The 25,484-nt window shown below is 65.9% G+C and carries 24 protein-coding genes; 8 read left to right on the top strand and 16 right to left on the bottom strand.

Annotation, left to right across the window (positions count from 1 at the left end):
• Positions 1 to 133 precede the first annotated feature (133 nt).
• From V3B30_RS20065 to V3B30_RS20050, 4 genes are all read left to right on the top strand, one after another.
• Complete coding sequence (locus V3B30_RS20065; protein WP_262084107.1) at positions 134 to 724, top strand: cysteine dioxygenase family protein; 591 nt, start codon at positions 134 to 136, stop codon at positions 722 to 724.
• Between the two features lie 120 nt (positions 725 to 844).
• A complete protein-coding gene (eda, locus tag V3B30_RS20060; RefSeq protein ID WP_262084108.1) occupies positions 845 to 1,483 on the top strand; it encodes a bifunctional 4-hydroxy-2-oxoglutarate aldolase/2-dehydro-3-deoxy-phosphogluconate aldolase in 639 nt (212 codons plus the stop codon).
• Between the two features lie 96 nt (positions 1,484 to 1,579).
• Positions 1,580 to 2,608, top strand: coding sequence for an alcohol dehydrogenase AdhP (gene adhP, locus V3B30_RS20055; RefSeq protein WP_262084109.1), 1,029 nt, complete (start codon positions 1,580 to 1,582; stop codon positions 2,606 to 2,608).
• Between the two features lie 127 nt (positions 2,609 to 2,735).
• Complete coding sequence (locus V3B30_RS20050) at positions 2,736 to 3,128, top strand: hypothetical protein (RefSeq protein WP_049422362.1); 393 nt, start codon at positions 2,736 to 2,738, stop codon at positions 3,126 to 3,128.
• A gap of 33 nt (positions 3,129 to 3,161) precedes the next feature.
• On the opposite strand, the gene ligD is transcribed toward V3B30_RS20050, so the two are convergent.
• The 3 genes from ligD to V3B30_RS20035 form a co-directional block, all read right to left on the bottom strand.
• On the bottom strand, positions 3,162 to 5,648 hold the full coding sequence (gene ligD / locus V3B30_RS20045) for a DNA ligase D (RefSeq protein WP_262084110.1): 2,487 nt from the start codon (positions 5,646 to 5,648) through the stop codon (positions 3,162 to 3,164).
• A gap of 3 nt (positions 5,649 to 5,651) precedes the next feature.
• A complete protein-coding gene (locus tag V3B30_RS20040; protein ID WP_262084111.1) occupies positions 5,652 to 6,557 on the bottom strand; it encodes a Ku protein in 906 nt (301 codons plus the stop codon).
• A 141-nt stretch (positions 6,558 to 6,698) separates the two neighbouring features.
• Positions 6,699 to 7,097, bottom strand: a complete 399-nt coding sequence (locus tag V3B30_RS20035; RefSeq protein WP_100475093.1) for a hypothetical protein — start codon at positions 7,095 to 7,097, stop codon at positions 6,699 to 6,701.
• A 147-nt stretch (positions 7,098 to 7,244) separates the two neighbouring features.
• Between V3B30_RS20035 and V3B30_RS20030 the strand changes: the two genes are divergently transcribed.
• Entirely contained in the window at positions 7,245 to 7,589 is a 345-nt protein-coding gene (locus tag V3B30_RS20030; RefSeq protein ID WP_100475094.1) for a hypothetical protein, read from the top strand.
• A 42-nt stretch (positions 7,590 to 7,631) separates the two neighbouring features.
• Here V3B30_RS20030 and V3B30_RS20025 read toward each other — a convergent pair whose 3' ends face one another.
• Positions 7,632 to 9,722: a TonB-dependent receptor gene (locus tag V3B30_RS20025; RefSeq protein ID WP_262084112.1), complete on the bottom strand. Its 2,091-nt coding sequence runs from the start codon at positions 9,720 to 9,722 to the stop codon at positions 7,632 to 7,634.
• Between the two features lie 171 nt (positions 9,723 to 9,893).
• On the opposite strand from V3B30_RS20025, the gene V3B30_RS20020 reads away from it, so the two are divergent.
• The 3 genes from V3B30_RS20020 (at position 9,894) to V3B30_RS20010 (ending at position 13,359) form a co-directional block, all read left to right on the top strand.
• The gene (locus V3B30_RS20020; protein ID WP_100475096.1) at positions 9,894 to 11,096 is read left to right on the top strand and encodes an amino acid aminotransferase; all 1,203 of its coding nucleotides are present in this window, start codon (positions 9,894 to 9,896) and stop codon (positions 11,094 to 11,096) included.
• Positions 11,097 to 11,526: 430 nt separating this feature from the next.
• The gene (locus tag V3B30_RS20015) at positions 11,527 to 12,543 is read left to right on the top strand and encodes a class 1 fructose-bisphosphatase (RefSeq protein ID WP_100475097.1); all 1,017 of its coding nucleotides are present in this window, start codon (positions 11,527 to 11,529) and stop codon (positions 12,541 to 12,543) included.
• A gap of 108 nt (positions 12,544 to 12,651) precedes the next feature.
• Positions 12,652 to 13,359: a 2OG-Fe(II) oxygenase gene (locus tag V3B30_RS20010; protein WP_100475098.1), complete on the top strand. Its 708-nt coding sequence runs from the start codon at positions 12,652 to 12,654 to the stop codon at positions 13,357 to 13,359.
• Positions 13,360 to 13,413: 54 nt separating this feature from the next.
• Here V3B30_RS20010 and V3B30_RS20005 read toward each other — a convergent pair whose 3' ends face one another.
• The 12 genes from V3B30_RS20005 to gyrB all read right to left on the bottom strand — a co-directional run bounded on the left by V3B30_RS20005 (position 13,414) and on the right by gyrB (position 25,436).
• Entirely contained in the window at positions 13,414 to 14,505 is a 1,092-nt protein-coding gene (locus tag V3B30_RS20005; RefSeq protein WP_262084113.1) for a PA0069 family radical SAM protein, read from the bottom strand.
• Between the two features lie 101 nt (positions 14,506 to 14,606).
• Positions 14,607 to 15,350, bottom strand: coding sequence for a pyridoxine 5'-phosphate synthase (locus V3B30_RS20000; RefSeq protein WP_262084114.1), 744 nt, complete (start codon positions 15,348 to 15,350; stop codon positions 14,607 to 14,609).
• 9 nt (positions 15,351 to 15,359) lie between these two features.
• Positions 15,360 to 15,629: a hypothetical protein gene (locus V3B30_RS19995; protein ID WP_100475101.1), complete on the bottom strand. Its 270-nt coding sequence runs from the start codon at positions 15,627 to 15,629 to the stop codon at positions 15,360 to 15,362.
• Between the two features lie 40 nt (positions 15,630 to 15,669).
• Positions 15,670 to 17,130 carry a cardiolipin synthase gene (cls, locus tag V3B30_RS19990; protein WP_100475102.1) on the bottom strand — a complete coding sequence of 487 codons (1,461 nt, stop codon included), beginning with the start codon at positions 17,128 to 17,130 and terminating at the stop codon, positions 15,670 to 15,672.
• Positions 17,131 to 17,288: 158 nt separating this feature from the next.
• Complete coding sequence (locus V3B30_RS19985; protein WP_005411740.1) at positions 17,289 to 17,702, bottom strand: biopolymer transporter ExbD; 414 nt, start codon at positions 17,700 to 17,702, stop codon at positions 17,289 to 17,291.
• Between the two features lie 3 nt (positions 17,703 to 17,705).
• On the bottom strand, positions 17,706 to 18,131 hold the full coding sequence (locus tag V3B30_RS19980; protein ID WP_005411739.1) for a biopolymer transporter ExbD: 426 nt from the start codon (positions 18,129 to 18,131) through the stop codon (positions 17,706 to 17,708).
• Between the two features lie 61 nt (positions 18,132 to 18,192).
• Positions 18,193 to 18,954 carry a TonB-system energizer ExbB gene (exbB, locus tag V3B30_RS19975; RefSeq protein ID WP_100475103.1) on the bottom strand — a complete coding sequence of 254 codons (762 nt, stop codon included), beginning with the start codon at positions 18,952 to 18,954 and terminating at the stop codon, positions 18,193 to 18,195.
• Between the two features lie 93 nt (positions 18,955 to 19,047).
• A complete protein-coding gene (locus V3B30_RS19970; RefSeq protein WP_202908166.1) occupies positions 19,048 to 19,605 on the bottom strand; it encodes an energy transducer TonB in 558 nt (185 codons plus the stop codon).
• Between the two features lie 254 nt (positions 19,606 to 19,859).
• A complete protein-coding gene (locus tag V3B30_RS19965) occupies positions 19,860 to 21,053 on the bottom strand; it encodes a tetratricopeptide repeat protein (RefSeq protein ID WP_087921034.1) in 1,194 nt (397 codons plus the stop codon).
• A gap of 132 nt (positions 21,054 to 21,185) precedes the next feature.
• Entirely contained in the window at positions 21,186 to 21,992 is an 807-nt protein-coding gene (locus V3B30_RS19960) for a M48 family metallopeptidase (protein ID WP_100475106.1), read from the bottom strand.
• Between the two features lie 71 nt (positions 21,993 to 22,063).
• Complete coding sequence (locus tag V3B30_RS19955; RefSeq protein ID WP_262084115.1) at positions 22,064 to 22,909, bottom strand: CPBP family intramembrane glutamic endopeptidase; 846 nt, start codon at positions 22,907 to 22,909, stop codon at positions 22,064 to 22,066.
• Between the two features lie 67 nt (positions 22,910 to 22,976).
• Positions 22,977 to 25,436: a DNA topoisomerase (ATP-hydrolyzing) subunit B gene (gene gyrB / locus V3B30_RS19950; protein ID WP_100475108.1), complete on the bottom strand. Its 2,460-nt coding sequence runs from the start codon at positions 25,434 to 25,436 to the stop codon at positions 22,977 to 22,979.
• Between the last annotated feature and the right edge of the window lie 48 nt (positions 25,437 to 25,484).

Below are 25,484 nucleotides of genomic sequence, written 5' to 3'. Positions count from 1 at the left end.
CGCGAGGTTCCATTGTGATCGCTCTACTGCCTCTGCATCTGAACCATTCTTCCGCGCATGTTCACCCTGAATGCAGACGCGACGCGCGCGAACGCCAACATTCCCTTAACCATGCTCCGCTACAGTCAGGTGCATGGACCTGCAGACTTCTCCGTATCCGCCGTTCCGTGGCCGCGACCGGTTGATCGCCGCGGTCGACGCGGCGGTAACCTCCGGTGATACCGGTCGGATCACCGCCGACCTGCAGCTGGCGCTGCAGGAAGCCATAACCGACAGCCGCATCGAGTTGCCCGAATGCGTGCATCGGCCGGTCAGCGATCATTACGCGCGGCGCCCGCTGTACCACAGCCGCGAACACGGCTACAGCGTGATTGCCATGAGCTGGGGCCCAGGGCAGGGCACGCCGCTGCACGACCACGATGCCATGTGGTGTGTGGAGGGAGTGTGGTTGGGCGAGCTGGAGATCACCCGTTACGAGCTGCTGGAGCGCGCCGGCGAGCGCTGGCGTTTCCACCGCCACGCCGCGCTGCGCGGGGGCTGCGGCAGTGCTGGCAGCCTGATCCCGCCGCACGAATACCACACCCTGCGCAACGCCAGCGATGACGCACTGGCGATCTCGGTGCACGTGTACGAGGCGCAGATGGAACGGTCGGCGGTGTTCGATCCGCTCGGCGGTGGCTGGTATCAGCGTCGCATCCAGGCATTGCAGGCCGACCCGGCCTGAGCCGAGGGCCTGCGGGGCAGGGCTCCGCCAGCACCTTCCGGAGCCACGTGGCATCATGCGCCGCTGCGCTGCCGGACCCGGCGGCGATCCGCGATGCCCCGTCGGGCAAGGAGCAAGACCATGTCCAGCGCTGATCCGCGCCTGCGCGCGCTGTTGAAGCTGGCACCGGTGATCCCGGTGTACACCCCCGAAGATGTGAATGAAGCGGTCGAAGTGGCCCAGGCGCTGTTCCGCGGTGGCCTGCCGGTGATCGAGGTGACGCTGCGCACGCCGCAGGCGCTGGATGCGATCAAGGCGATGGTCGAGGCTGTGCCGGATGCGGTGATCGGTGCCGGCACCGTACTCGACGCCGCGCAGATGCAGGCGGCGAAGCAGGCCGGTGCGCGTTTCGCGGTGTCCCCCGGTGCCACGCCGGCGCTGTATGCCGCTGCACGCGACGCCGACCTGCCGTACCTGCCCGGTGCCGCCACCGCCTCGGACCTGATCCAGGGCCTCGAGCACGGCTTGGATACCTTCAAGTTCTTCCCGGCGGTGCAGGCCGGTGGCGCTGCGCTGCTGGCGGCCTTGCACGGTCCGTTCGCCGATGTGCGCTTCTGCCCGACCGGCGGCATCAGCGCGCAGACCGCGCCGCAGTTCCTGCACCTGCCCAACGTGCTGTGCGTGGGCGGTTCGTGGCTGACCACGCCGGCGCTGCTGCAGACCCGCGACTGGGATGCGATCGAGCGCCTGGCCCGCGAAGCGTCCGTGCTGGCCAGCTGAACCCGCTCCGCGAATCTTCAAAGGTTTGATCGTGATCAAAGCGCCGGCCTCGAGCCGGCGTCATTCTGTGGGCAAGCGCACTACGGAGATCCGAACATGCATTCGACCATGAAGGCCGCTGTCGTGCGCGAGTTCGGCAAGCCACTGGTGATCGAGGAAGTCTCGGTACCGCGCCCGGGGGCGGGCGAGGTACTGGTCAAGATCGAGGCCTGTGGCGTCTGCCACACCGACCTGCACGCCGCCGAGGGCGACTGGCCGGTGAAACCGAACCCGCCGTTCATCCCCGGCCACGAGGGCGTGGGGCACGTCGTGGCCGTGGGAGGCGGGGTAGGGCACGTCAAGGAAGGCGACAGGGTCGGCATCCCCTGGTTGTACTCGGCGTGTGGCCATTGCGAACACTGCCTGGGTGGCTGGGAAACGCTGTGCGAAACGCAGCGCAATACCGGCTACTCGGTCAACGGCGGCTTCGCCGAGTACGCACTGGCCGATGCCAACTATGTCGGCCTGCTTCCGAAGGACGTGGGCTTCGTCGAGATCGCGCCGGTGCTGTGCGCCGGCGTGACCGTCTACAAGGGTCTGAAGGTTACCGACACCAAGCCGGGGGACTGGGTGGCGATTTCCGGCATCGGTGGCCTGGGCCACATGGCGGTGCAGTACGCCCGTGCGATGGGCCTGAACGTGGCTGCGGTGGACGTGGACGACAACAAGCTGGCATTGGCCCGGCAGCTCGGCGCGCAGGTTACCGTGAACGCGCGCACCACCGACCCCGCCGCCTTCCTGAAGAAGGACATCGGCGGCGCACACGGTGCGCTGGTCACTGCGGTGTCGCCCAAGGCGTTCGAGCAGGCGCTGGGCATGGTCCGCCGTGGCGGCACCGTCTCGCTCAATGGCCTGCCACCCGGCAATTTCCCGCTGGACATCTTCGGCATGGTGCTCAACGGCATCACCGTGCGCGGCTCGATCGTCGGCACCCGGCTGGACCTGCAGGAGTCGCTGCAGTTCGCTGCCGAAGGCAAGGTTGCCGCCACGGTCAGCACCGATCGCCTGGAAAACATCAACGAGGTGTTCGCACGCATGCACGCGGGCACCATCGAAGGCCGCGTGGTGCTCGACTTCGCCGCCTGACCGCCTGTGCATGGCCGTCGTCGCTCCGTCCCCCTCTCCCACGGACGCGGCGGCCATGCCGATTCATCGGCAGTGCTGGCCGCTGGCCGGCAACCCGGGCACTCCGCAGCAACCGTACAATGCGCGCATGCCCGGCCTGCTCAAGACCCTGTTCCTGTCCCTCGTTGCCCTGATCGGCGGCGTGCTGTCGCTTGCGCTGGTCAGCAGCGTCGCCAGCTGGCTGCCCCCGTTGCTGGGCCTGTCGCCGAGCGGCAACAGCGTGCAGCTGGGGTGGGATCTCACCTTCAGCGTGCTCGGTGGCATCGCCGGCATTTCCTTCGCCACCTATTACGCGCCCTGCTGGCCGCGTTCGCACGGCTTCTCGATCTGGTCGCTGATCGCGCTGGGCTGTGGCTACGCAATGTGGACGGCCGGTGCGGATTTCCCGTTCTGGTTCGTCATTTCGCTGCTGGCGTCACTGCCGCTGCAGCTGCTGGCGGGCTGGTGGTTCGGCCGTCGCGCCTCGCGCGATCCGCGCTGAGCGCATACAGGTAGTGCCCGCCAGCGGCCGGCACTACCGCTTCAGCGACGGCAGCACCTGCTTCAACCGCTCGATACCCTGCCAAGGGTCACCCTTCAGCCGCTTCACCCTGGCCAGCGCCTTGGCCATCGGAAACGCGTCGGCCGCGCTCACCCGGGCCAGTTCTTCCCAGCGCAGCGGCACTGCCACACCGGCGGAATCGCGCGCACGCAGCGACCACGAACACACGCTGGTAGCCCCTCGGGTATTGCGCAGCCAGTCGATGAAGATCACCCCATCACGCTTGGCCTTGCTCATCGTCGCCACGTAGCGATCAGGCTGCTCCAGCGCCATTGCCTGCGCAAAAGCCTCGCAGAACGCCTTGGCCTGTTCCCAGTCGGCCTTGGGTTGCAGCGGCACCACCACGTGCACGCCCTTGCCACCGGACAAGCGCACGAAGCTCTCCAGGCCTACCTGCTGCAGGCGGTCACGCACATCACGTGCAGCTGATTTCACCTGTGCCCAGCTGACGCCTTCGCCGGGGTCGAGATCGAACACCAGGCGATCCGGATGCTCGGGGTCGGCCACGGTCGCGCCCCAGGGATGCAGCTCCAGCGTGTTCATCTGCACCAGCTGCAGCAGGCCCCGCGCATCGTCGATATAGACGTAGTCCTCGCGGCCGCTCTTCTGCTGCAGCGGCACCGCATGCACCGCATCACCCAGGCCCGGGCCATGGTGCTTCTGGAAGAAACAGGCCTTGCCCACGCCATCAGGGCAACGCAGCAGCGACAGCGGCCGTCCAGCAATTTCGGGCAGGATCCAGCGCGCCATCTGCCGGTAGTAGTCGGCCACATCGCCTTTGCTGAGCTTCTGCCTTGGAAACACCACACGTTCCGGATGAGTGATCTGGACCTCGCCCCCGGTTCCAACACTCGATGTGGCCACTTCCAGATCCTCCTTCTGCTTGTCGCTTCGCAGCCGCTTGAAACTGGCCTGGCGCAGCAGGCCTTCCTTGCCCCAGCCACGGAATGCCACTTCCGCCACCGTCACCGGCTTCACCCAGCGCACGCTGGCGGCGCGGAACGGCACATGCGCCGGAAGCTGCAGCACGGGCGTCTTTACTGCCAGTGGCTGCAATGCCTTGAGCAGCGCGCGCAGGTTCTCGTCGTCGAAGCCGGTACCGACGCGGCCCACATAGCGCAGGCCCTCCTTGTCCGGCGTTGCCAGCAACAATGATCCGAAACCCACCCGTGAGCCCTTGGGGGCCGTGTAGCCGACAATCACGAACTCGTCGGTGTCTTCGTGCTTCACCTTCACCCAGCTGCGTGCGCGGGTGTTCACATACGGTGCATCCACCTGCTTGCTGACGATCCCTTCGAATCCCGCCTCGCCACTGGCGTCGAACACCTGCGGGCCATGGCCGATCACATGTTCGCTGAAGGCCAGGGTACCGGGCACGGGCCCGATGAGATCCTTCAGCAGTGCTTTGCGTTCCAGCAATGGCGCACGACTGATGTCCGCGTTGGCCACGCCCGGAAGATCGAACACGATGTAGCGCAGCGGTTGCTTCGAGCTTCCATCGATCACGCGCTGCAGCGCTGCGAAATTGCTGCGTCCTTCCGGGTCCAGCACCACCAGCTCACCGTCCAGGCGCGCATCACGCACCGGCAGCGCCCGCACGGCCTGTACCACCTCGGGAAAATCATCGGTCCAATCCAGGCCATTGCGGGAGCGCAGCTTCACCTCGCCGTCGTGCAGATCGGCCAGCAGGCGATAGCCGTCCCACTTGATCTCGTGCAGCCAACGTTCGCCGTCCGGCGCGTCGTCGCGATGATCGGTCAGCTGTGGCTTGAAGTCACGCGGGTAGGGCGTGTCACGTGCGCCGTCCAGTTTCAGCGCGCGCGCATGCCAGCGTGCATCGGCCTTGCGGGTAGCGGCGCGTGCAGCCGGTGCGGCGGGTACCCTCTTCTTCGCACTACGCTTCTTCACTGCGGATGAGCGTTCCGGCACGGGTGCTTCCAGCAGATCGTCTGCTTCGGCGTCGCGCGCCTGCTCGTCATCGCGTTTGATCAACAGCCACTGCACCTGACGTCCTTTCATTGCCGTGCGCACCAGCTTCCAGCCACCGGCCAGGCGTTGCCCGTGCAGCACGAAGTCGAGCTTTCCAGCGGCCAGCGCCTGCAATGGATCGCCTTCGCAGGCCCAGATGCCGTGATCAAAGACATCCACGTGGCCAGCACCATAGTGGCCTTCAGGAATGTCGCCTTCGAAACCGGCGTAGGACAGCGGATGGTCCTCCACCTCCACGGCCAGTCGCTTCTCGCCGACGCGCAGCGAAGGCCCCTTCGGCACCGCCCAGCTCTTCAGTACACCGTCCATCTCCAAACGGAAATCGTAGTGACGCGAGCTTGCGTGATGCAGCTGGATGACAAAGATCGGCCGCCGCTGCGGATCACCGCGTGCGGGCGTGTCGTCAGGCTCCGGCGTCTGCCCGGCGCCCCCGCCAAGCTGGCGCTTGCGCCGGTACTGATGCAGCGACATGGTTCAACCTGCCTTGCGCCGGGTGGTCTTTTTCACCGCCTTCTTGGCCGTCTTCTTCGCAGCCTTCTTCGCCGGTGCCTTGCGCGTCGCCGTCTTCTTCGCCGGCGTACGCTTGTTCGCATCCAGGCTCTTCTGCAGCAGCGCCATGAAGTCGACCACGTTGGTGCTGGCATCCTCACGCGGCGCCGGCTCATCCTCCACCCTTGTGGTGCCGCCCTTGGACTTGATGCGCTTGTTCAACACCTGCTGCAGCCGCTCGCGGAATTCATCGTGGTACTGCGACGGATCCCAGTCGCCGGCCATCGACTCGATCAACTGTTCGGCCATCGCCGTCTCCTTGCTGGTGATGCGGTAGTCGGACAGTTTGCCGGTGGGCAGCTTGTAGTCCTCAGGATCCACCAGTTCCTGCGGATAGCGCAGGATCATCAGCACCAGTGCGTCCTGCTGTGGCATCACCGCGCACAGGTACTCGCGCGTGCGCACCACCACCCGTGCGATACCCACCCTGCCGGTGCTGCGCAGCGTTTCGCGCAACAGCACATAGCCTTTTTCGGCTTTCTTGCCGGGCACCAGAAGATACGGTTTCTCGTAGTAGCGGGGGTCGATCTGCGCCGCATCCACGAATGATTCCACCTCCACCGTTTCGTGGCTTTCCGGCGCGGCCGAGCGGATATCGCCTTCCTCCAGCACGACATAGCTGCCCTTGTCGTACTCATAGGCTTTGACGATGTCCTTCCAGGGCACTTCCTCACCGGTGTCGGCGTTCACCCGTTCGAAACGGATCGGCTTGCGGTCGCGGGAGTCGAGCATGCGGAACTGCAGATCCACCTTGCGTTCGCCTGACATCAGCGACACCGGCACATTGAGCAGGCCGAAGGAGAGCGTGCCGGTCCAGATCGGGCGGGCCATGGGCGCACCTCTTGCGCGGGGCAGGGTGCCCAGCTTGGGATTGGCGGTGTAAACCACTCGTGTCCGTGCCGTGCACGCCAGGTGGCGCCGCCGCTTTGCTGTAGAGCCGAACCCACGCTCGGCTGCTTCAGGTGCCCGGTGTTATTGCAGCAGCGGCCTCACTGCCGCCGCCGGAATATGATCCAGCGCCCGCCAGGCGTCTTCCACTACCGGCCGTGCCTGCGACCAGCCCAGCCGCGACTGCCCGCGCATCTGTTCCCAGTGCTCGGCCAGTTCCTCGCAGGTATCGGCGGCATCACCGCGCGGCCAGTCCGCAGCGTGGGTAGTCAGCGCGAAGGCATAGACCGGGCACAGATCGCGCCAGTTGCGGTGGCTCTGGTCACGCCTCTCCTCGTAGTCACTGAGCATGTACTGCAGGTAGTCCTGCGCCACCGCCTGCGGATCCTCATGGCGACGCGTGCGGCGCTGCGCGGTGCGCTGGCCGAGCGGATCGAGCAGGGCGTTGAACACGGACGGTGCGGGTCGTTCAAGACGGGGCATGGCCGGCTCCTGCAGCGGGGGCGGGTGGGCAGGAATACGCGCGGTGCCGTTACCGGGGGGTGAGCGAGATGTTCATGACGCCAGGTTCGCGGCGGCTTTACCTTGCTGGCGGTGTAGTGGGGCTCCCAGAGCGAAGGTAATCAGACCATGAGCCGAGAGACCTCCCGCGACCCGCTGCGCGCGAACCATCCGCCTATTCCCGGCGAGCAACGTGGCAAGCGCGATGCCGACAATGCCGACTACCGCGGCACCGGCGCGCCGTTCTTCGATGCCGAGCACGGTGGTGACCATCTACCCGTGAAACACGAGGCTGAACAGGCGGCGCAGGACCGCAAGGATGGCGGAGACCGCCATCGCGGCGGCCAGGAAAGCCCGCTCAAGCGCCGCGAGCGCAAGCAGCGCGCCAGTGACAACCAGGACGAGGCGCTGGAGGAAACCTTCCCCGCCAGCGATCCGACTTCGCCCTTTGTGCCGGCCAAGGCCCCCGATTGACGGTAGCGCCGGGCCATGCCCGGCGGGCGCAGCGGTCCCATGCTAGCGCCACGACCACTGCACACCGACGTTGGCCCGCCGTCCTGGTCCCGGCTCGTAGAAGCGCCCATTGCCATCGTTGACGATCACCGAGCCGATGTAGGCCTGGTCCAGCACGTTCTCCAGCCGGGCGAAGGCGCGCAGCTCACCACCCGGCACGGTCCAGCGACGTCCTGCTTCCAGATGCAGCAGGGCGAAGCCGGGCGCGCGTTCGGTCGCCACGTCGTTGACCACCGTATCGCTGCTGGCGGAGGCCTCCAGCGCCCACTGCCACTGGCCGGGTGACCATTGCAGCCGAGCGAAGGCCTGTTGGCGCGGTACCCCGGGTAGGCGGCTGCCTGCAGCGACCAAAGCGTTCGAAGTCAGGTACGGCGAGCGCACCTGCGCCTGCAGCCAGGTCCAGGCCAGCTGCAGTTCCAGCTGCTCGGCCAGCGGCTGCCGGTACTGCAGTTCCACGCCCTGGCGGCGGGTGTGGCCGATGTTGCGATAGGTGCTGCGCCCGCCGCTGTTGCTGGCAACTGCCAGCTCATCGTCGGTATCTGCACGGAAAAGGCTGATATCGAGCTGGGTTCCGTCCTGCGCGTGCCACTTGCTGCCAATCTCCAGATTGCGGCTGCGAGCGGCCGCCAGGTCCAGTGCCAATCCCGCCTGACCGTCGGCGCGATAGCCCAGTTCGTTGAAGGTGGGGGTCTCGAAACCACGCCCTACGGCCGCGTGCAGTCGCCACTGCGGGCTGGCCTCGAAGCTGATCCCGGCCACCGGCGTAGTCGCCTGGTAGCGGCGGCGACCACTGTCATCTGGGTTGGCGCCGACGATGTAGCGGTCATCGGACGCGAAGCGCACCGTGCTGTGGCGCAGCCCGGCCAGCAGCGACCAGCGCTGGCTCCATTGCCACCAGGCCTGGGCGAACTGGTCCACATTCTGCACGACGTCGATCTGGTCACGGCGCAGGCGCCCGCGCACGCCCAGCGTGCTGCCGATGAAGTTCTCGTAGCCGGTGCGATGCTGGCGCTGGCGGTCGGCGCTGAGCCCGGCCACCAGATCCAGCGGTCGGCCGGCGAGGTCGCCGTGCCAGCCCCAGCGCGCGTCCAGGCCGCCGTAGCCGCCATCCAGATCGATCACCCCGCCGGCATGCAGCGGATTCACCTGGGCAGTCGGCGGAATCGGCAGGTATTGGGTCACCGCGCGCTGGCCGGCATAGCCCATCAGCTGCCAGCGCTGCGCCCCGGTCTCCCGGGTCCAGCGCAGCCCGGCCTGCTGCTGGCGCACCGATTTGCGGGTGTTGTACTGGTGCGCCACGGCGGTGGCCTGGCGCGGATCGGCCGCCCCCTGGGCACGGGTCAGGCCCAGCGGGTCCTGCGCATCGGGCGCATCCAGCACGTTGAGCAGCAACTCCAGCCGCCCACCGCCCAGCTCACCACCGATGCGCGCGTTGAGCGACTCGCGGCGCGCACGGCTGTGATCGCGCCAGCCATCGGTGCTGAAGTGGTTGGCGGCGATGTTGTAATCCAGAACACGGCCGGCACCCTTCAGCTGTGCGCCGACACTGAGCGTGTTGTCGGCGCCGGCGTTCACGCGCAACCGCCACGGGTCGCCGGCCTGGCCCTGCGCGCTCCAGACCTGCAGCACGCCGCCGGAGGAATTGCCGTACAGCGCCGAGAACGGCCCGCGCAGCACCTCGATGCGTTCGGCGCCCAACAGGCTGGCGTGCGACAGCTGGCCCTGGCCGTCCGGCATGGTCGCCGGTACCCCGTCGATCAACACCCGCACCCCGCGCACACCGAAGGTCGAGCGCGCACCAAAGCCACGGATCGACAGCTGGGTGTCCTGCGCGAAGTTCTGCCGGTCGCGGGCGACCAGGCCCGGGACCCCGGCCAACGCCTCGGACAGCTGTGCGCCGGCGCCAGCGCGGCCGGCGTCGATCCAGACCGTATCCTGGCTGGCCGGCAGCGCGAACGGGTCGATGCCCGGCACCCGCGCGGCCTGCACCTGCACGCTGGGCAGGGCGGTCAGTGCGGGCTCGGCCGCCGCCGCCCAGGGCGACAGCAGCAGGGCGGACAGGGGCAGGCAATGGCGTCGTGCGGCAGGATTCATGATTCAGGTTGATGGATCGGGCGGCAACGCACGCCATGGTACGGGGCGGCGGATGACGATGGCGGCGGCCAGCCCCGGCAGGCTTTGTTACGATGGGCTGTTTCCGGCCGAAAAGCCGCAGACCGCGCAGCGCACTTCCTCCCCCTTTCCGTCTACCGAACGAGTACCGCCGTGTCCTTCTTTGCAAACGTGGAACTGGTCCCAGGCGACCCGATCCTGGGCCTGACCGAGGCGTACAACGCCGACAGCCGCCCGACCAAGGTCAACCTGGGTGTGGGCATCTACTACGACGAGAGCGGCCGCATTCCGCTGCTGCGCGCCGTCAAGCAGATCGAGCAGCAGCTCGCCGCTGAAGCCAAACCACGCGGCTACCTGCCGATCGATGGCCTGCCGGCATACACGCAGGCGACGCGTGAGCTGGTGTTCGGCAAGGACTCGCCGCTGCTGGCCGCCGGCCGCGTCACCACCGCACAGACCGTCGGTGGCAGCGGTGCGCTGCGCGTCGGCGCCGACGTGCTGAAGAAGCTGCTGCCGCACGCCACCGTTGCGCTGAGCAACCCGAGCTGGGAAAACCACCGCGCCGTGTTCAGCGCGGCCGGCTTCGAGGTGGTGGAGTATTCCTACTTCGACCCGGCCACCCATGGGGTCAACTTCGACGCCCTGCTGGCCGACCTGGGCAAGCTGGACGCCGGCACCGTGGTGCTGCTGCACGCCTGCTGCCACAACCCCACCGGTGCCGACCTCACGGTCACCCAGTGGAAGCAGGTCGCACAGCTGCTGAAGGACCGCCAGCTGTTCCCCTTCATCGACATGGCCTACCAGGGCTTCGACAAGGGCATCGAGCAGGACGGCGCCGCCGTGCGCATCATCGCCGAAGCCGGCATCGACAGCTTCATCGTCGCCAACTCGTACTCCAAGTCGTTCTCGCTGTATGGCGAGCGCGTGGGTGCGCTGTCGATGGTGGCACCGACCGCCGCGGACGCCAAGGCCGTGCAGTCGCAGGTCAAGCGCGTGATCCGCACGATCTACTCCAGCCCGTCCACCCATGGTGCTGCGCTGGTGGCCGGCGTGCTGACCAACCCGGAACTGCGCGCGATGTGGGAGCAGGAGCTGACCGAGATGCGCGAGCGCATCCACGCCCTGCGCCAGGGCCTGGTCGAGAAGCTGGCCGCTGCAGGTGCGCCGCAGTTCGGTTTCATCAACGAGCAGGCCGGCATGTTCTCCTACTCCGGCCTGAGCCGCGAGCAGGTCGAGCGCCTGCGCGACGAGTTCGGCATCTACGCCGTCGGCACCGGCCGCATCTGCGTGGCCGCGCTGAACCAGAACAACCTGGAATACGTCGCCAAGGCCGTGGCCACCGTCGCCAAGGGCTGAAGCAACGCTCCAGTAGCTTGAAGACAAGGCGCCGAAAGGCGCCTTTGTTTTTGTTTTTGCTTCTGCTTTGCCTCTGCCTTTGCCACACCCTCCGCGCTCGCGGCGAACCCTGAAGCGCAGGGCGAGGTACACCGTGGACAGGACCGTGAGGCGCATGGATGCGCCGACCGAGCCCCCATGGGTGAGGGCGCTTTGCCTGCGAAGCACTGCTTCGCAAGCGCCCGAACGCCCTGCCGTCAGCGGCTGGGCCGGACCCCGGAGGGGGGTTTACGGCGTGTCCTGGCCACGGTGTACCTCGCCCTGTGCCTCCATGAAGGAAGGCGCCACGAGCGCAACGCATCTGGAAACGATTACGCCTTCCCGCGCTCACGCACGCCTCGGCCAGACGGGCGACAATAGGCGTTTTCCCGCTGCCGAGACCTGCCCGACCATGTCCCGTACTTCGTTGACCCGCTTCCTGATCCAGGAACAGCACGCCGGCCGCATCAATGCCGACCTGCGCCAGCTGATCGCCGTGGTCGCCCGCGCCTGCACCAGCATCTCCATCGCCGTCAGCAAGGGCGCCCTTGGTGGCGTGCTCGGCGACGCCGGTACCGGCAACGTGCAGGGTGAAGCGCAGAAGAAGCTGGACGTCATCAGCAACGAGATCCTGCTCGAAGCCAATGCCTGGGGTGGCCACCTGGCCGCCTGCGCCTCGGAGGAAATGGACCACAGCCAGCCGGTGCCGGATATCTACCCGCGCGGCGATTTCCTGCTGCTGTTCGATCCCCTCGATGGCAGCTCCAACATCGACGTCAACGTCTCCGTCGGCACCATCTTCTCGGTGCTGCGCTGCCCGACCAACGTCGAACTGCCGGGCGATGACGCGTTCCTGCAGCCGGGCAGCAAGCAGATCGCCGCCGGTTATTGCATCTACGGGCCCAGCACCCAGCTGGTGCTGACCGTTGGCCATGGCACCCACGCCTTCACCCTGGACCGCGAGAAGGGCGAATTCGTGCTGACCACCGAGAACATGCAGATTCCGGCGGCCACCCAGGAATTCGCCATCAACATGTCCAATCAGCGCCACTGGGAAGCACCGATGCAGGCGTACGTCGGCGACCTGCTGGCGGGCAAGGAAGGCGCGCGCGGCAAGAACTTCAACATGCGCTGGATCGCCAGCATGGTGGCCGACGTGCATCGCATCCTGACCCGCGGCGGCATCTTCATCTACCCGTGGGACAAGAAGGATCCGTCCAAGGCCGGCAAGCTGCGCCTGATGTACGAAGCCAACCCGATGGGCCTGCTGGTCGAGCAGGCCGGTGGCGCCGCCTGGACCGGCCGCGAGCGCATCCTCGACATCCAGCCCGACCAGCTGCACCAGCGCGTGCCGGTGTTCCTGGGTTCGCGCGAGGAAGTGGCTGAAGCCGTGCGCTACCACCACGCGCACGACGACGCGAAGGTCTGATTGGCGGTTGCCTGACGGCGGTCATGGCAGATCGATGACATGACCGTGGGGTGACACCGAGGGCGGCAAACGGCACCATCAAGCCGTTGCCGCCTAAGGAATGCACGCATGCACGAGCAGGGCCCGGTCGATTTCATCGAAGTCATCCACAACGCCGTCCCCAGCGAGGTCTGCGCGGCCATCGTCGAGCGCATGCGTGCCACGCGTGGCCTGCTGCCCGGTGCGGTAGGCAGTGGTGTGTTCCCCGAACTCAAGCACAGCAAGGATCTGCGCATCAGTGGACTGGACGGCTGGCAGGATGTCGACCAGCAGCTGCAGATTGCGGTGTTCAACGGCCTGCTGAGTTATCTACGCCGTTATCCACAGGCGTTGATCGCTCCGCTGATGTTGCAGATCCAGGACAGCAACGGCCAACCGCGACGCCTGTCTGCCGAGGACTTCCCCGATATGCCGCAGCAGCAGCTGGCCGACCTGGCCCGCACCTGCCTGCGTCCGGGTGCGATCAACCTGCAATGGTATGCGGCAGGCGAGGGCGGCTACCCGTACTGGCACTGCGAGCTGTACCCGAAGGATGCGCAGGCCGAGACCCTGCACCGGCACGTACTGTGGACGCTGTACCTCAACGATGACTTCGACGAAGGCGAGACCGAATTCCTGTTCCAGGGGCGGAAGATCGCGCCGCGCACCGGCAGCCTGCTGATCGCCCCGACGGCATTCACCCACACCCATCGTGGCAACCGGCCACAGGGTGGCGACAAGTTCATCGCGACCAGCTGGATCCTGTTCCAGAGTGCGCAGAAGTTGTTTGGGGGGTAGCGTCGAGCTTGCTCGACTGCTTTTCCGTCGCCAGTCGAGCAAGCTCGACTTTTCTCAGAACAAGGAGCCCTGCGGCGTATCCTTCTTCGGCGGCAGCGGCTTCTGGAACCGGCTGCAATCCAGCTTCGGCCAGTGGCTGTTCTGTGCGTTGAACCCGAGGCGCTTGCGCGCCAGCTTGAAGCGATTGTTCAACAGATCGGCATATACGCCCTGGCCGCGCATGCGCGTGCCGAACCGGCTGTCGTAGTCCTTGCCGCCGCGCAGCTGCTGGATGGTGCTCATCACATGCGCGGCGCGATCGGGAAGGTGCGTATCCAGCCAGTCGCGGAACAGCGGTGCCACTTCCAGTGGCAGGCGTAGCAGCACGTAGCCGGCGGTGCTGGCACCGGCATCGTGTGCGGCCTCCAGCACGGCTTCCAGCTCGCTGTCGTTGATCCACGGAATCACCGGCGCCACCATCACACCAACCGGAATGCCGGCGTCATGCAGCCGCTTCATCGCACGCAGCCGTGCATGGGGTGCTGATGCACGCGGTTCCAGCTTTGCGGAGAGATGCGGGTCCAGGGAGGTCACCGAGAAGTGCACGCTGACCAGGTTTTCCGAGGCCAGCGGCGCAAGGAGATCGATATCGCGCTCGACCAGTGCGTTCTTGGTGATCAGCGAGAACGGATGCTTGGTTTCCAGCATCACTTCGATCAGCTGGCGGGTCAGCTTGAACTTGCGCTCGATCGGCTGGTACGCATCGGTGTTGATGCCCAGCGCGATCGGCTGCGGCACGTAACCCGGCTTCGACAATTCCTTGCGCAGCAGCTGCGGCGCATTGGTCTTGGCGAACAGCTTGGTCTCGAAATCCAGGCCCGGCGACAGATTCAGATAGGCATGCGAGGGGCGCGCGAAGCAGTAGGAGCAGCCATGCTCGCAGCCGCGATACGGATTCACCGACTGGCTGAAGCCGACGTCCGGCGAAGTGTTGCGGGTGATGATGCTGCGCGCGGTTTCCGCACGTACCTCGGTGCGCAGGCGCGGGGCGAGGAACTCCTCGCTCTCGTCGACCGCCCAGCCGTCGTCCACCGCCTCGCTGACGGTGCTTTCAAAGCGCCCGGCAAGGTGGGACGTGGAACCTCGGCCCTTGATCGCAATACCCATGACGGCAGAGTACGTCGCGACCGTCTCAATGGCTGCGACGGCCGTCTGAAGGGTTCAGGGCGGTGCTGAGTCGAGCACGGCTCGACTCTACCGGGGAGGTGTCAGAGCAGCGCCAGGTACCCGCGCACGGTGGCATCCAGCCCGTCATACAACGCCTCGCCGATCAATGCGTGGCCGATCGAGACCTCCAGCACCTCCGGCACGTGGGCCAGGAAGTCGCGCAGGTTGTCCTGCGACAGGTCATGACCGGCATTCACGCCCAGGCCGACGGCCTGCGCGCGGCGGGCGGCAGTGGCGAACAGCGCCAGCATCGCGTCGGCATCGCCAGCCGCATGCGCCTCTGCGTAAGGGCCGGTGTACAGCTCGATGCGGTCGGCACCGACCTCGGCCGCCTGCTCCAGCAGCGGGTTGCCGGCATCGACGAACAGGCTGACCCGGCAGCCCATCGTCTTCAGTTCGGCGATCAGCGGGCGCAGCCGCTCTGCGTCACGCGCGAAGTCGAAGCCATGGTCGGAGGTGATCTGGCCATCACCATCGGGGACCAGGGTGGCCTGCGCCGGACGGGTCTGTTCGCACAGCGGCAGCAGCCCCGGGTAGCCCTCGCGCGGCGGCGCGAACGGATTGCCTTCGATGTTGAATTCAACGCCACGCGCGCGGGTCAGGGTGGACAGGGCCAGCACGTCCTCGGCGGTGATGTGACGGCGGTCCGGCCGCGGATGCACGGTGATGCCGTGGGCGCCGGCATCCAGGCAGGCCTGGGCGGCGCGCACCACGTCCGGTTCGGCGCCGCCGCGCGAATTGCGCAGGACGGCGATCTTGTTGACGTTGACGCTGAGCTGGGTCATGGAACGGGACTACTTGGAAAGAGGAGACGGGTCGTGGTCGTTGTGGTCGTCGTTGCGGCGGGCCTGGGCCTGTTCGCGCAGGCGTCGCAGTTCTTCGGCGTCAATGAGGGTGGCCGGGTCGCGCTGCAGGTCGCCGAAACGGGCCACGTAGCGGCCGCGTACCCAGGCCAGCAGGAAGGCGAGGGCAGCCAGCAGGCACAGGGTCATCAACCCCGCGCTCGGGGTCTTCAGCGCGAAGGCAAAGCAGCCCAGCGCCAGCAGCAGGTACAACCAGTACATAGTCGGGCTCCCCGGATGATCGCCGCAGTGTAGCGCTGCGTCAGAGCAGCGGCGAGGCCAGCCGGGCGAAGGCCTCGGGCAGGCGGTGCAGCCACAGCGAGCGGCCGGCCTGGTCATGCACCCGCGTGGCGCGGTCGAATTCGCCCTGCAGCAGCTCGGCCAGGGCCGCCACACGGTCGCGGTCGCTGATCATCATCGACAGCTCGAAGTTCAGCCGGAAGCTGCGGTGGTCGAAGTTGGCACTGCCGACAATACAGACATCGTCATCGGCGATGAACGCCTTGGTATGCAGCATCCGCGGGCCGTATTCGTAGATCTTCACGCCCGCATGCAACAGCTCATCGAAGTAGGAGCGTGCGGCCTGGGTGACGAACCAGGAATCGCTCATCTTCGGTACCAGCAGGCGCACATCCAGGCCGCCCAGTGCAGCGGAGGTCAACGCCATCCGCGCCGCTTCACCCGGCACGAAATAGGGGGTGACCAGCCACACCCGCTCGTGTGCTTCCTGGATGGCGGCGACGTGGAGGCGGTGGATGGTCTCCCAGCCCGAATCCGGACCCGACACCAATACCTGCGCGTTGATCGCGCCATCACCGCGCAGCGGCATGTCGGCCGGCCATAGACGGGCGATGTCCATCCGCGAGGGATCCTGTCCACTGGCGTACAGCCAGTCTTCGGCGAACACCAGCTGCAGGCTGCGCACGACATGGCCGCGGATACGCATGTGCAGGTCGCGGTAGGCGTCGGGTCTGCGGCTCTCGTCTTCCTCGTCGGTGATGTTGATGCCGCCGGTAAAGGCAAGGCGGCCATCGATGATCACCAGCTTGCGATGCGTGCGCAGGTTCAACCACGGGCGCTTGAACGGCTTCAGCAGCTGCCGCGGATGGAACCAGATTGCTTCGCCGCCGGCATCCAGCAGGGGCTGCAGGAAGCGGCGGGGCAGGGCGGACGAGCCAACCGCATCCAGCAGCAGGCGCACCTGCACCCCCGCACGGGCGCGCTCGACCAGGGCATCACGCAGGGCAGTGCCAGCGTGGTCCGGATTGAAGATGTAGTACTCCAGGTGCACGTGGTCGCGCGCCTGTGCGATCGCATCGAGCAGTGCGGCGTAGGTGGCCGCGCCGTCGACCAGCCAGGTCACCTCGGTGGCACTGCTTGGCGCCAGCCCGGTGGTGGCCTGGGCAACCTTGGCCAGCTCTGTGCAGTCCGAATCGGGTGGGCAGACATCACTGTAGTGCTCCATCCCCGAGCGGGCGCGACCACGGCGCAGCCGCTGCCGCTTCACCTTCTGCGGACCCAGCAGGTAGTAGATGAAGAGCCCCAGGTAGGGGAGCAGCGCCAACGACAGGATCCAGCTCAACGTGGCCACCGGCTCGCGCTTCTGCAGCATGATCCAGCCCGCCAGCGCGAACAGGTACAGCAGGTAGGCCACCGCCAGGATGGTGCCGAGGTGGGCGATGCCGTCGAGCCAATGGCGCAGGGAGTCGAAGAGGGCGAGCATTCGCCGATCATAGCGGGCGCGTGCTCCCTGATGGGGTCAGATCCCTTTCCTGAGGGAAAGGGATCTGACCCCGACGGGCCCCGCAGGCACAAAAAAAACGCCCCTGTTTCCAGGGGCGTCTGCAGTCGCGTCATGACTGTTGTGTTGCGGTGTCGCGTTTACTGCTGCACAAAACCGATCTTCTTCATCTGAGCGTTCTTCGCGGCGGCCAGAACCTTGGCCATCACGTCGTACTCCGAATCCGGGCTGGCGTCGATGCGCAGTTCCGGCTGGTTGGTCGGGTCACGCTGGACCTCCTGCTCCATCCGCTGCTGCAGCTCGCTGGTATTGATCGGGCTGTTGTTCCACGAGACCTGGTTGCTGGCGTCGATCTTCAGTTCGATCGGCGGCGGCGGTTCGACCAGCTGCGGCGGTGGGTTGAGCACGCGCTGCGGCAGGTCCACGGCGATCGGGTACGTCATGATCGGCGCGGTCACGATGAAGATGATCAGCAGAACCAGCATCACGTCCACGAGGGGCGTGACGTTGATGTCTGCCATGGGGCCCTTGCCACCACCACTACTGAATGCCATGGCTTATTGCCCCTTTTCTTTGGTCGCGACGAAGCCGACGTCCAGCATGCCCTGCTCCTGCGCGACCTTGGTCAGGTCGTTGATGACGCGCATCTTGGTGGTGCGGTCACCACGCAGGTTCAGCGGCGGCTGCGGGGTCTGCTGGGCGGCGGTCGCCAAGCGCGACTCGAGAGTCTGCTTGTTGATTTCTTCGTCGTTCCAGTAGATCGAGCCGTCTTCCTTGACTGCCAGGGTGATCGGTCCGGAACGCTTTTCAGCATCTTCCGGCTTCTGGATCAGGTTGGCTTCCGGCAGATCCACCTTGACCTTGTGGGACATCAGGGGCGCCGTGATGATGAAGATGATCAGCAGCACCAGCATCACGTCCACGAGGGGCGTAACGTTGATGTCGGCCATGGGGCCGCCGCTGTTACCACTACTGAAAGCCATAACGGGCTCCGTCTAGATCTTGGTGACTACTTACTTCGTCGCTGGGTGACGCGCGCCGCAATTAGCGGACGCGCGAACCGGTGGCGAAGAAGTCGTGCAGGTCGTGCGCGAAGGTATCGAACTTGCTGATGGTCGCGCTGTTGATCTTGCTGAAGAAGTTGAAGGCGAACACGGCCGGGATCGCGACGAACAGACCGATCGCGGTCATGATCAGCGCTTCACCCACCGGGCCGGCAACGGCGTCGATCGAAGCGGAGCCGGTGGCACCGATCTTGATCAGCGCGCCGTAGATGCCCCACACGGTACCCAGCAGACCGACGAACGGAGCGGTTGCGCCGACGGTTGCCAGCAGGGTCATGCCCGACTGCAGCTTGTTGCTTTCGCGGGTGACGGCCTGGCGCAGAGCGCGGTCGACGAACTCCGAACGGCTCAGGTTCTCACCCAGGCCACCGGTAGCGCCGCCTTCAGCGCGCTGGTGGTGGGCAGCCGCCTGGGCAGCGTCCAGGGCGATCTTCGAGAACGGCTCCGAAGCCGGCTGTTCTTCCATCGCACGGATGGCGTCCTGCGCGTTCGGGGTGTCCCAGAACAGGCTGACGACGCGATCAGCGGCGCTCTTCAGGCGGGTGGCACGGAAGATGTTGATGACGGTCCAGTACCAGGACATGGCCGACATGGCGATCAGGGTCAGCAGCACGACCCAGGAAACCGCGAAATCACCCGGCTTGGTGGTCATTTCGTGGATCAGGTGCTCGAAGCCCATCTGCGACAGGGCATTGGACGGATTGCCCCCGGCAGCAGCGGCGATGAAAATTTCCTGCAGCATGACGCTTACCTTTGTTGTGTGTGGTGATAAAGGGTGTAGCTAAGCAAACAATCGAACTGGGAACCGGGGCGGCCAGGCGGCCACCCGGGCGCATCAGTTCAGCGCAAAGTTGACCGGGACGCGAACGCGACCTGCCGTCTTCTTACCGCCAGATTCAGCGGCGTTGAAGCGCCACTTGCGAGCCGCTTCCATCGCAGCACGGTCCAGGTCGCGGTTACGGCTGGACTTTTCCACCGTGACATTGGTGACGTTGCCGTTGGCATCGACATCAATGATCAGGATCACTTCGCCCTGGATACCCGCGCGGAAGGCTGCCGGCGGATAGCGCGGCGGATTCATGGCCTTCGACGAGATGTCCACGCTGGCCTCGATCGAGGTCGGCGGTGCCGGCGGCGCCGGAGGTGACGGCGGGGTGACGATATCGTTCGGGCGCGGCTCCGGCACATCGACGACCGGCGCCTGCGGCGGCGGCGGTACGGGCGACGGCTTCGGCGGCGACAGATTCTTCACCGGCGGTGGCGGAGTATCCTGCGGCGGCGGCGGCGGCGGCGGCGGTGGGGGCGGCGGCGGCGCGTCGACGATGGTCACCATGACGTTGCGCTCCTTCTCCGCGACGGCCTTGGGAGCCACGGCGGGAATCAGGAGCATCATGAAGGCGGCCAGATGCAGGGCAATTACAAACGCGATGCCGACGATGCGAGGCCAGCTCAGCCCCTTGTCATCGGGTTGTTCGTACCGGTGAACGACTAGTTGTTCCGTCATGCGCCAAGAGCTCAATAGTGGGGCCGGAATCCCGGGGGCGGGATCCCTGATCAGCGGTGCATGACACCGCAGGAACCTCCAAGCTTATACCAATCCTGAGCGCCTGCGCATCAACTGAGCAGGCATTCAGGCGTTATTCCTACTTACTTCAGGTTGATGATTTTTTTGGCATCAGCCTGGTTCTTCACGCCCTTCGCCAGCGCCTGCTGGGCGGCCTGCTTGGCCTCGGGGACGCGACCTTCGGCATGCAGGACGCGTGCCAGGTTCAGGTAGGTCTCACCGTCCTTGGAGAGCGGGGCGGCCTTCTGCCACGCATCGATCGCCTGCGGCACCTGGTCGGAGTAGTAGTAGGACTGGGCCAGCGCCAGGTAAACCTGGTAATCCGGCTTCAGGATGCCCTTCTGCAACCCTTCATTGATGACCGCGATGACGTCCTTTTCCTTGTTCTCGGTGTTGGCATAGATCGAGTACAGCTGCTTGTACTCGCGCTCTTCGGTGAGCTGGCCGCTGCTGCGCAGCTTGTCCATCACCGCGGCGGCCTTCGGCATCTGGTCAGCCTGCATGTACATGTTGGCCAGATTCAGCTGGGCCTTCTTGTCCGTCGGGTTCTTGGCCGCCAGCGCCTCTGCGGCCTGCACGGCCTCACCGGTCTGGCCGGCTTCGGACAGTGCCGCCATCAGCAGCTGGTTCCAGTTGTCCTTCGGCTCGGCAGCGCCGGCGATGGCCTGCTTCAGCACCGGGATCGCTTCCTGGTAGCGCTCCAGCTGGTACAGCGCCTGGCCCTTGGCGATCAGCTCTTCCGGCTTGGTCGACTTGCTCTCGGCAAAGTACTTGTCCAGGGTGGCCAGGCCTTCAGCGGTCTGGTCTTCCTGCAGCTGCAGCTGGCCCAGCATCAGCATCGACTGGAAGTGGCCGTTGTTGTCCAGGCCGTTGAACTGGATCACCTGCTTCAGGTAGGCGATGGCGGCCGGGGTGTCGTCGGTCTGGTAGGCAGCCTGCGAGGCCAGCTGCGCGGCCAGCGACTTGTCGTACTCGTTCGAGGCGCTGTCAGCCAGGATCGCGTCAGCCTGCGTGCGCGTCTCCGGGAACTTTTCCTTGTTGTAGCTGTCGATCATTTTCTGCAGCTTGCTGCCCATCTTGGCCGAGGCCTTGGCGGTCGGCTCCTGCCGGGTCGCATTCGGGTACAGCGGTTCGGCCTTGGCCTGCTTGCTGCTGCCGCCGCGGCTGCCACGGTCGGAGGAGCGCGAGGACTGCGCGAAGGCATCGGTGACCACGGCGCCGGTCAGGGCGGTCGCGACGAGGACGGAAAGCACAGCTTTGTGGTTACGGAAAATCATCGTTCACCTCGATCGAACCGCCGGATAGCGGCAAAGTCGGACTGTCAGAAAAATCTGAGCCGCCAAACGTATCAGAAACAGATGGCGTGAGAAATCGTTTTATGTGCTGCAATACAGCATAGAACTGCGCACTCATCCGCACTTTGGCCGCAGCCCGGCCGCCTGCGCCTGCTGATAAACCGGCGTCAGGCCCGGTGCATCACGTCGCAGTTCCTGGATGCGGTTGGCTGGATCGGGGTGGGTGGACAGCCATTGCGGGCTGCGACCGCCGCTGGCGGCCATCATGTTCTGCCACAGATCCACGGCCTGGGCCGGGTTGAATCCGGCCTGCGCCATCAGTCGCTGGCCGATGACATCGGCCTCGCTTTCCTGGGTCCGCGAACCCGGGAGCAGGAAGGCCGTCTGCGCACCCATCCCGCCCAGCTGGTTGACCGTGCTGGCGGCACCATCGCCGTAGGCGGCACCGGCCAGCGCGCCCAGCACGGCCAAGCCGGTCTGCGCGCCCATCTGCCGGGTGATGCGTTCTTCGTGATGACGCGCGATGACATGCCCGATCTCATGGCCGATCACGGCAGCCAACTGGTCCTGGTTCCTGGCGACGGTGAAGATGCCGGTATTCACACCCACTTTGCCGCCGGGCAGGGCAAACGCGTTCGGTTCCTTGTCGACGAATACAGCCGTCTCCCACCGTACGCCACGGTACTGAGGTGGCAACTGCGCAACCAGCGCATTGACCACGCATTGCACGTAGCCGTTCTGGCGGCCATCCGTGCTGATCTTCTCTTTCTGCTTGGTCTCGGCGAACGCCTGCGCACCCAGCTGGTCCAGCTGTGCCTGCGACACGCCGCCCACCATCTGCCGTCGTCCGGTTGGCGACGTAGTGGTCGCGCAGGCGCTGACCAGGGTGGTGATGACAAGGGCCAGCAGCAGTTGTTTCATGGGTCCACCCCCGTGTTCATGTGCGCAGTGTGTAGCGTACCTGCTTAATCTTTCGTCAAGCGGGCACGGCGTTACGTTGATCCCAGGAACACCATCGCGGCCAGCGCAACCGCATTGTTCAGCGCATGCGCGGTGATCGCCGCCCACAGCGTGCCGGTGCGGCGGTACAGCCAGCAGAAGGCGGCCCCCATGCCGCCGTAGACCAGCCACAGCTGCGCCATGCCCAGCAGCGAATTCTTGCTGACACCGGGCACTTCATGGACCAGGGCGAACGCCAGGCTGCTGAGGATGAGGCCCAGCCAGGGCCGGCCGGCCTGCCACAGGCGCCCGAACAGGACGCGGCGGAACAGCAGCTCTTCATAGGCGGGGGCGAGGACGACCGCGAACAGCACCAGGAACAACGGGAAGCGAGCGATCGCGCTCTGCATCAGTTCCACGTTGGTGGGTACCGGCTCGATGCCGAACTGCTTGGAAAGGAAGGCGATGCCGTTGCTGCCCAGCACGATCAGCGTGGCCACCAGCAGGGTCCAGCCCCAGGTGGAAGGCCGCAGCAGCGCCTGCCGCGAGGCCTGGCGCTCGCCGGCGTTTGCCGGACGGCGCCAGAAGTACAGCAGCAGTGCGGCGCCACCGGTGGCGATCAGGGCCATCAGGATCTGCGCCAGGGCCCCGGGCTGGCCCACCACCGCGCTGACGGTGTCAGGGGTCAGTGCGCCGCCATTGGCCTCGGCATTGGCGCGGCTGACCACGATCGCACGGTAGAAGCCCCAGAACAGACCGGTGACCATGCTCAGGCCGACCAGGGCGACGGCAGCGATGCCCAGGTCGATGAAGAAACCTGCCAACGGTGCAACGGCGCGCGGAGGGGCGGATGCCGGCGGAACCGGAGGCGGGGCGGAAACCGGGGCGGATGCGGACATCAGGTACCTGCGTTCAAGGGACGACGGCCGGTGCAGCTCCCCGCGCACCGGCCAGGTCCCGATTGTGTCAGATATCCAGATTCGCGACCTTCAACGCATTGTCTTCGATGAAGTCGCGACGCGGTTCGACCACATCGCCCATCAGGGTACTGAAAATCTGGTCGGCAGCGACCGCGTCTTCAATGCGCACCTGCAGCAGGCGACGGGTCTCCGGGTTCACCGTGGTATCCCACAACTGTTCCGGATTCATTTCGCCCAGCCCCTTGAATCGCTGGATCTGACGGCCGCGCTTGGCCTCCTCGAGCAGCCAGTTCTGCGCCTTGGCAAAACTGTCCACTTCAATCGACTTGGCGCCGCGGGAAATCGTCGCGCCTTCGCGCACCAGGCCGTGCAACAGCTTGGAGGCCTGGTGGATCGCACGCAGTTCGCCACTCTCGAACGCCGACATCGGCAGCACCTGGATGTGCTCCTCGCCCATGTGGCGGCGGGTCACCAGCACAGCGGCCGGGCGCTCGTCGTTCGGTTCCTGCAGTTCCAGGCTGAAGCGCGGGCTGCCCAGGCTGCCCTGGTTGAGGCGCTTGGCCAGCGCATCCAGGCCTTCGCCTTCGCCGGCATTGCGCAGGCTGTCCAGGTCCATCGGCACGAAATCGACCAGCGCTTCGAGCAGGTTGCGGTCATAGCGATGCGCGTTGCGCTCGATCGAGTCCAGCGCGGCGGCATAGGCCAGCAGCAGCTTTTCCAGCGCCAGGCCTTCGATGCCCGGTTCGCCGGTGGCCGGCACCAGCGCGGCGTTTTCCACCGCACTGCTGGCCAGGTAGCTGTCCAGCGCGGGGTCGTCCTTCAGGTACAGCTCCTGCTTGCCCTGCTTGATCTTGTACAGCGGCGGCAGGCCGATGTAGACGTAACCGCGCTCGATCAGCTCCGGCATCTGACGGTAGAAGAACGTCAGCAGCAGGGTGCGGATGTGGGCGCCGTCGACGTCGGCGTCGGTCATGATGATGATCTTGTGGTAACGCAGCTTGTCCGGGTTGTACTCGTCACGGCCGATGCCGGTACCCAGCGCGGTGATCAGCGTACCGACCTGGTCGGACGACAGCATGCGGTCAAAGCGCGCGCGTTCCACGTTGAGGATCTTGCCGCGCAGCGGCAGCACCGCCTGGTTCTTGCGGTTGCGACCCTGCTTGGCCGAACCACCTGCCGAGTCACCCTCGACGATGAACAGTTCGGACAGCGCCGGGTCCTTTTCCTGGCAGTCGGCCAGCTTGCCCGGCAGGCCGGCGATGTCCAGCGCGCCCTTGCGGCGGGTCAGGTCGCGGGCCTTGCGCGCGGCTTCTCGTGCTCGCGCGGCGTCGACGATCTTGCCGGCGATCGCCTTGGCTTCGTTCGGGTTTTCCTGCAGGAACTCTTCCAGGCGCGCACCAAAGGCGTTTTCCACTGCCGGACGTACGTCGGAGCTGACCAGCTTTTCCTTGGTCTGGCTGGAGAAGCTCGGGTCCGGCACCTTCACCGACAGCACCGCGATCATGCCTTCGCGCATGTCGTCGCCGGTCAGGTTGATCTTGGCCTGCTTGGCGATGCCGTTCTGTTCGATGTAGTTGTTGAGCACACGGGTCAGCGCGCCACGGAAACCGGCGAGGTGGGTACCGCCGTCCTTCTGCGGAATGTTGTTGGTGAAGCAGTACATCGTCTCCTGGTAGGAGTCGGTCCACTGCAGCGCCACATCCACGACGATGCCGTTGTGCTCGCCGGTGACGGAGATGACGTTCGGGTGCAGCGGGGTCTTCAGCTGCGCCAGATGCTCCACGAAGCTGCGGATGCCGCCTTCGTAGTGGAAATCATCGCGACGGCCATCGCCACGCTCATCGGCAAGGACGATCTTGACGCCGGAGTTCAGGAACGACAGCTCGCGCAGGCGGCGGGCCAGGATGTCGTAGTGGAATTCCACGTTGTCGTGGAAGGCAACGGTCGACGGCCAGAAGCGCACGGTGGTACCGCGCTTGGTGGTGGTTTCCAGCTTGGCCAGTGCGGTCACGGCGGCACCGTCGCTGAATTCCTGCTGGTAATGGAAGCCGTTCTGGAACACGTCCACCAGCAGCTTCTGCGACAGCGCGTTGACCACGCTGACGCCGACGCCGTGCAGGCCGCCGGAAACCTTGTAGCTGTTGTCGTCGAACTTGCCGCCCGCGTGCAGGACAGTCATGACCACTTCGGCGGCAGACACTTCGCGACCGAGCTTGGCGCTCATCTGCTCGTGCTTGCCGGTCGGGATACCGCGGCCGTTGTCGGATACCGAAACCGAGCCGTCGGCGTGGATCGTCACTGCAACGTGATCGGCGTGGCCGGCCAGCGCTTCGTCGATCGAGTTGTCAACGACCTCGAACACCATGTGGTGCAGTCCGGTGCCGTCATGCACGTCACCGATGTACATGCCGGGACGCTTGCGGACAGCCTCCAGGCCTTCCAGGGCGGTAATGCTGTTGGCGTCGTAATTGCCGTTGTTTGCCGGGGTGTTCTGTTCGTCGCTCATTGCGCTTGCCGTAGGCTCCGCAGGTCGGCCACCGCTTGGAGCGATGCG

This window comes from Stenotrophomonas sp. SMYL41, assembly GCF_036319965.1.
GTDB lineage: Bacteria > Pseudomonadota > Gammaproteobacteria > Xanthomonadales > Xanthomonadaceae > Stenotrophomonas > Stenotrophomonas maltophilia_R.
Note: the sequence above shows the minus strand (reverse complement) of the source record. Positions and strands in the feature narration are given on the sequence as shown.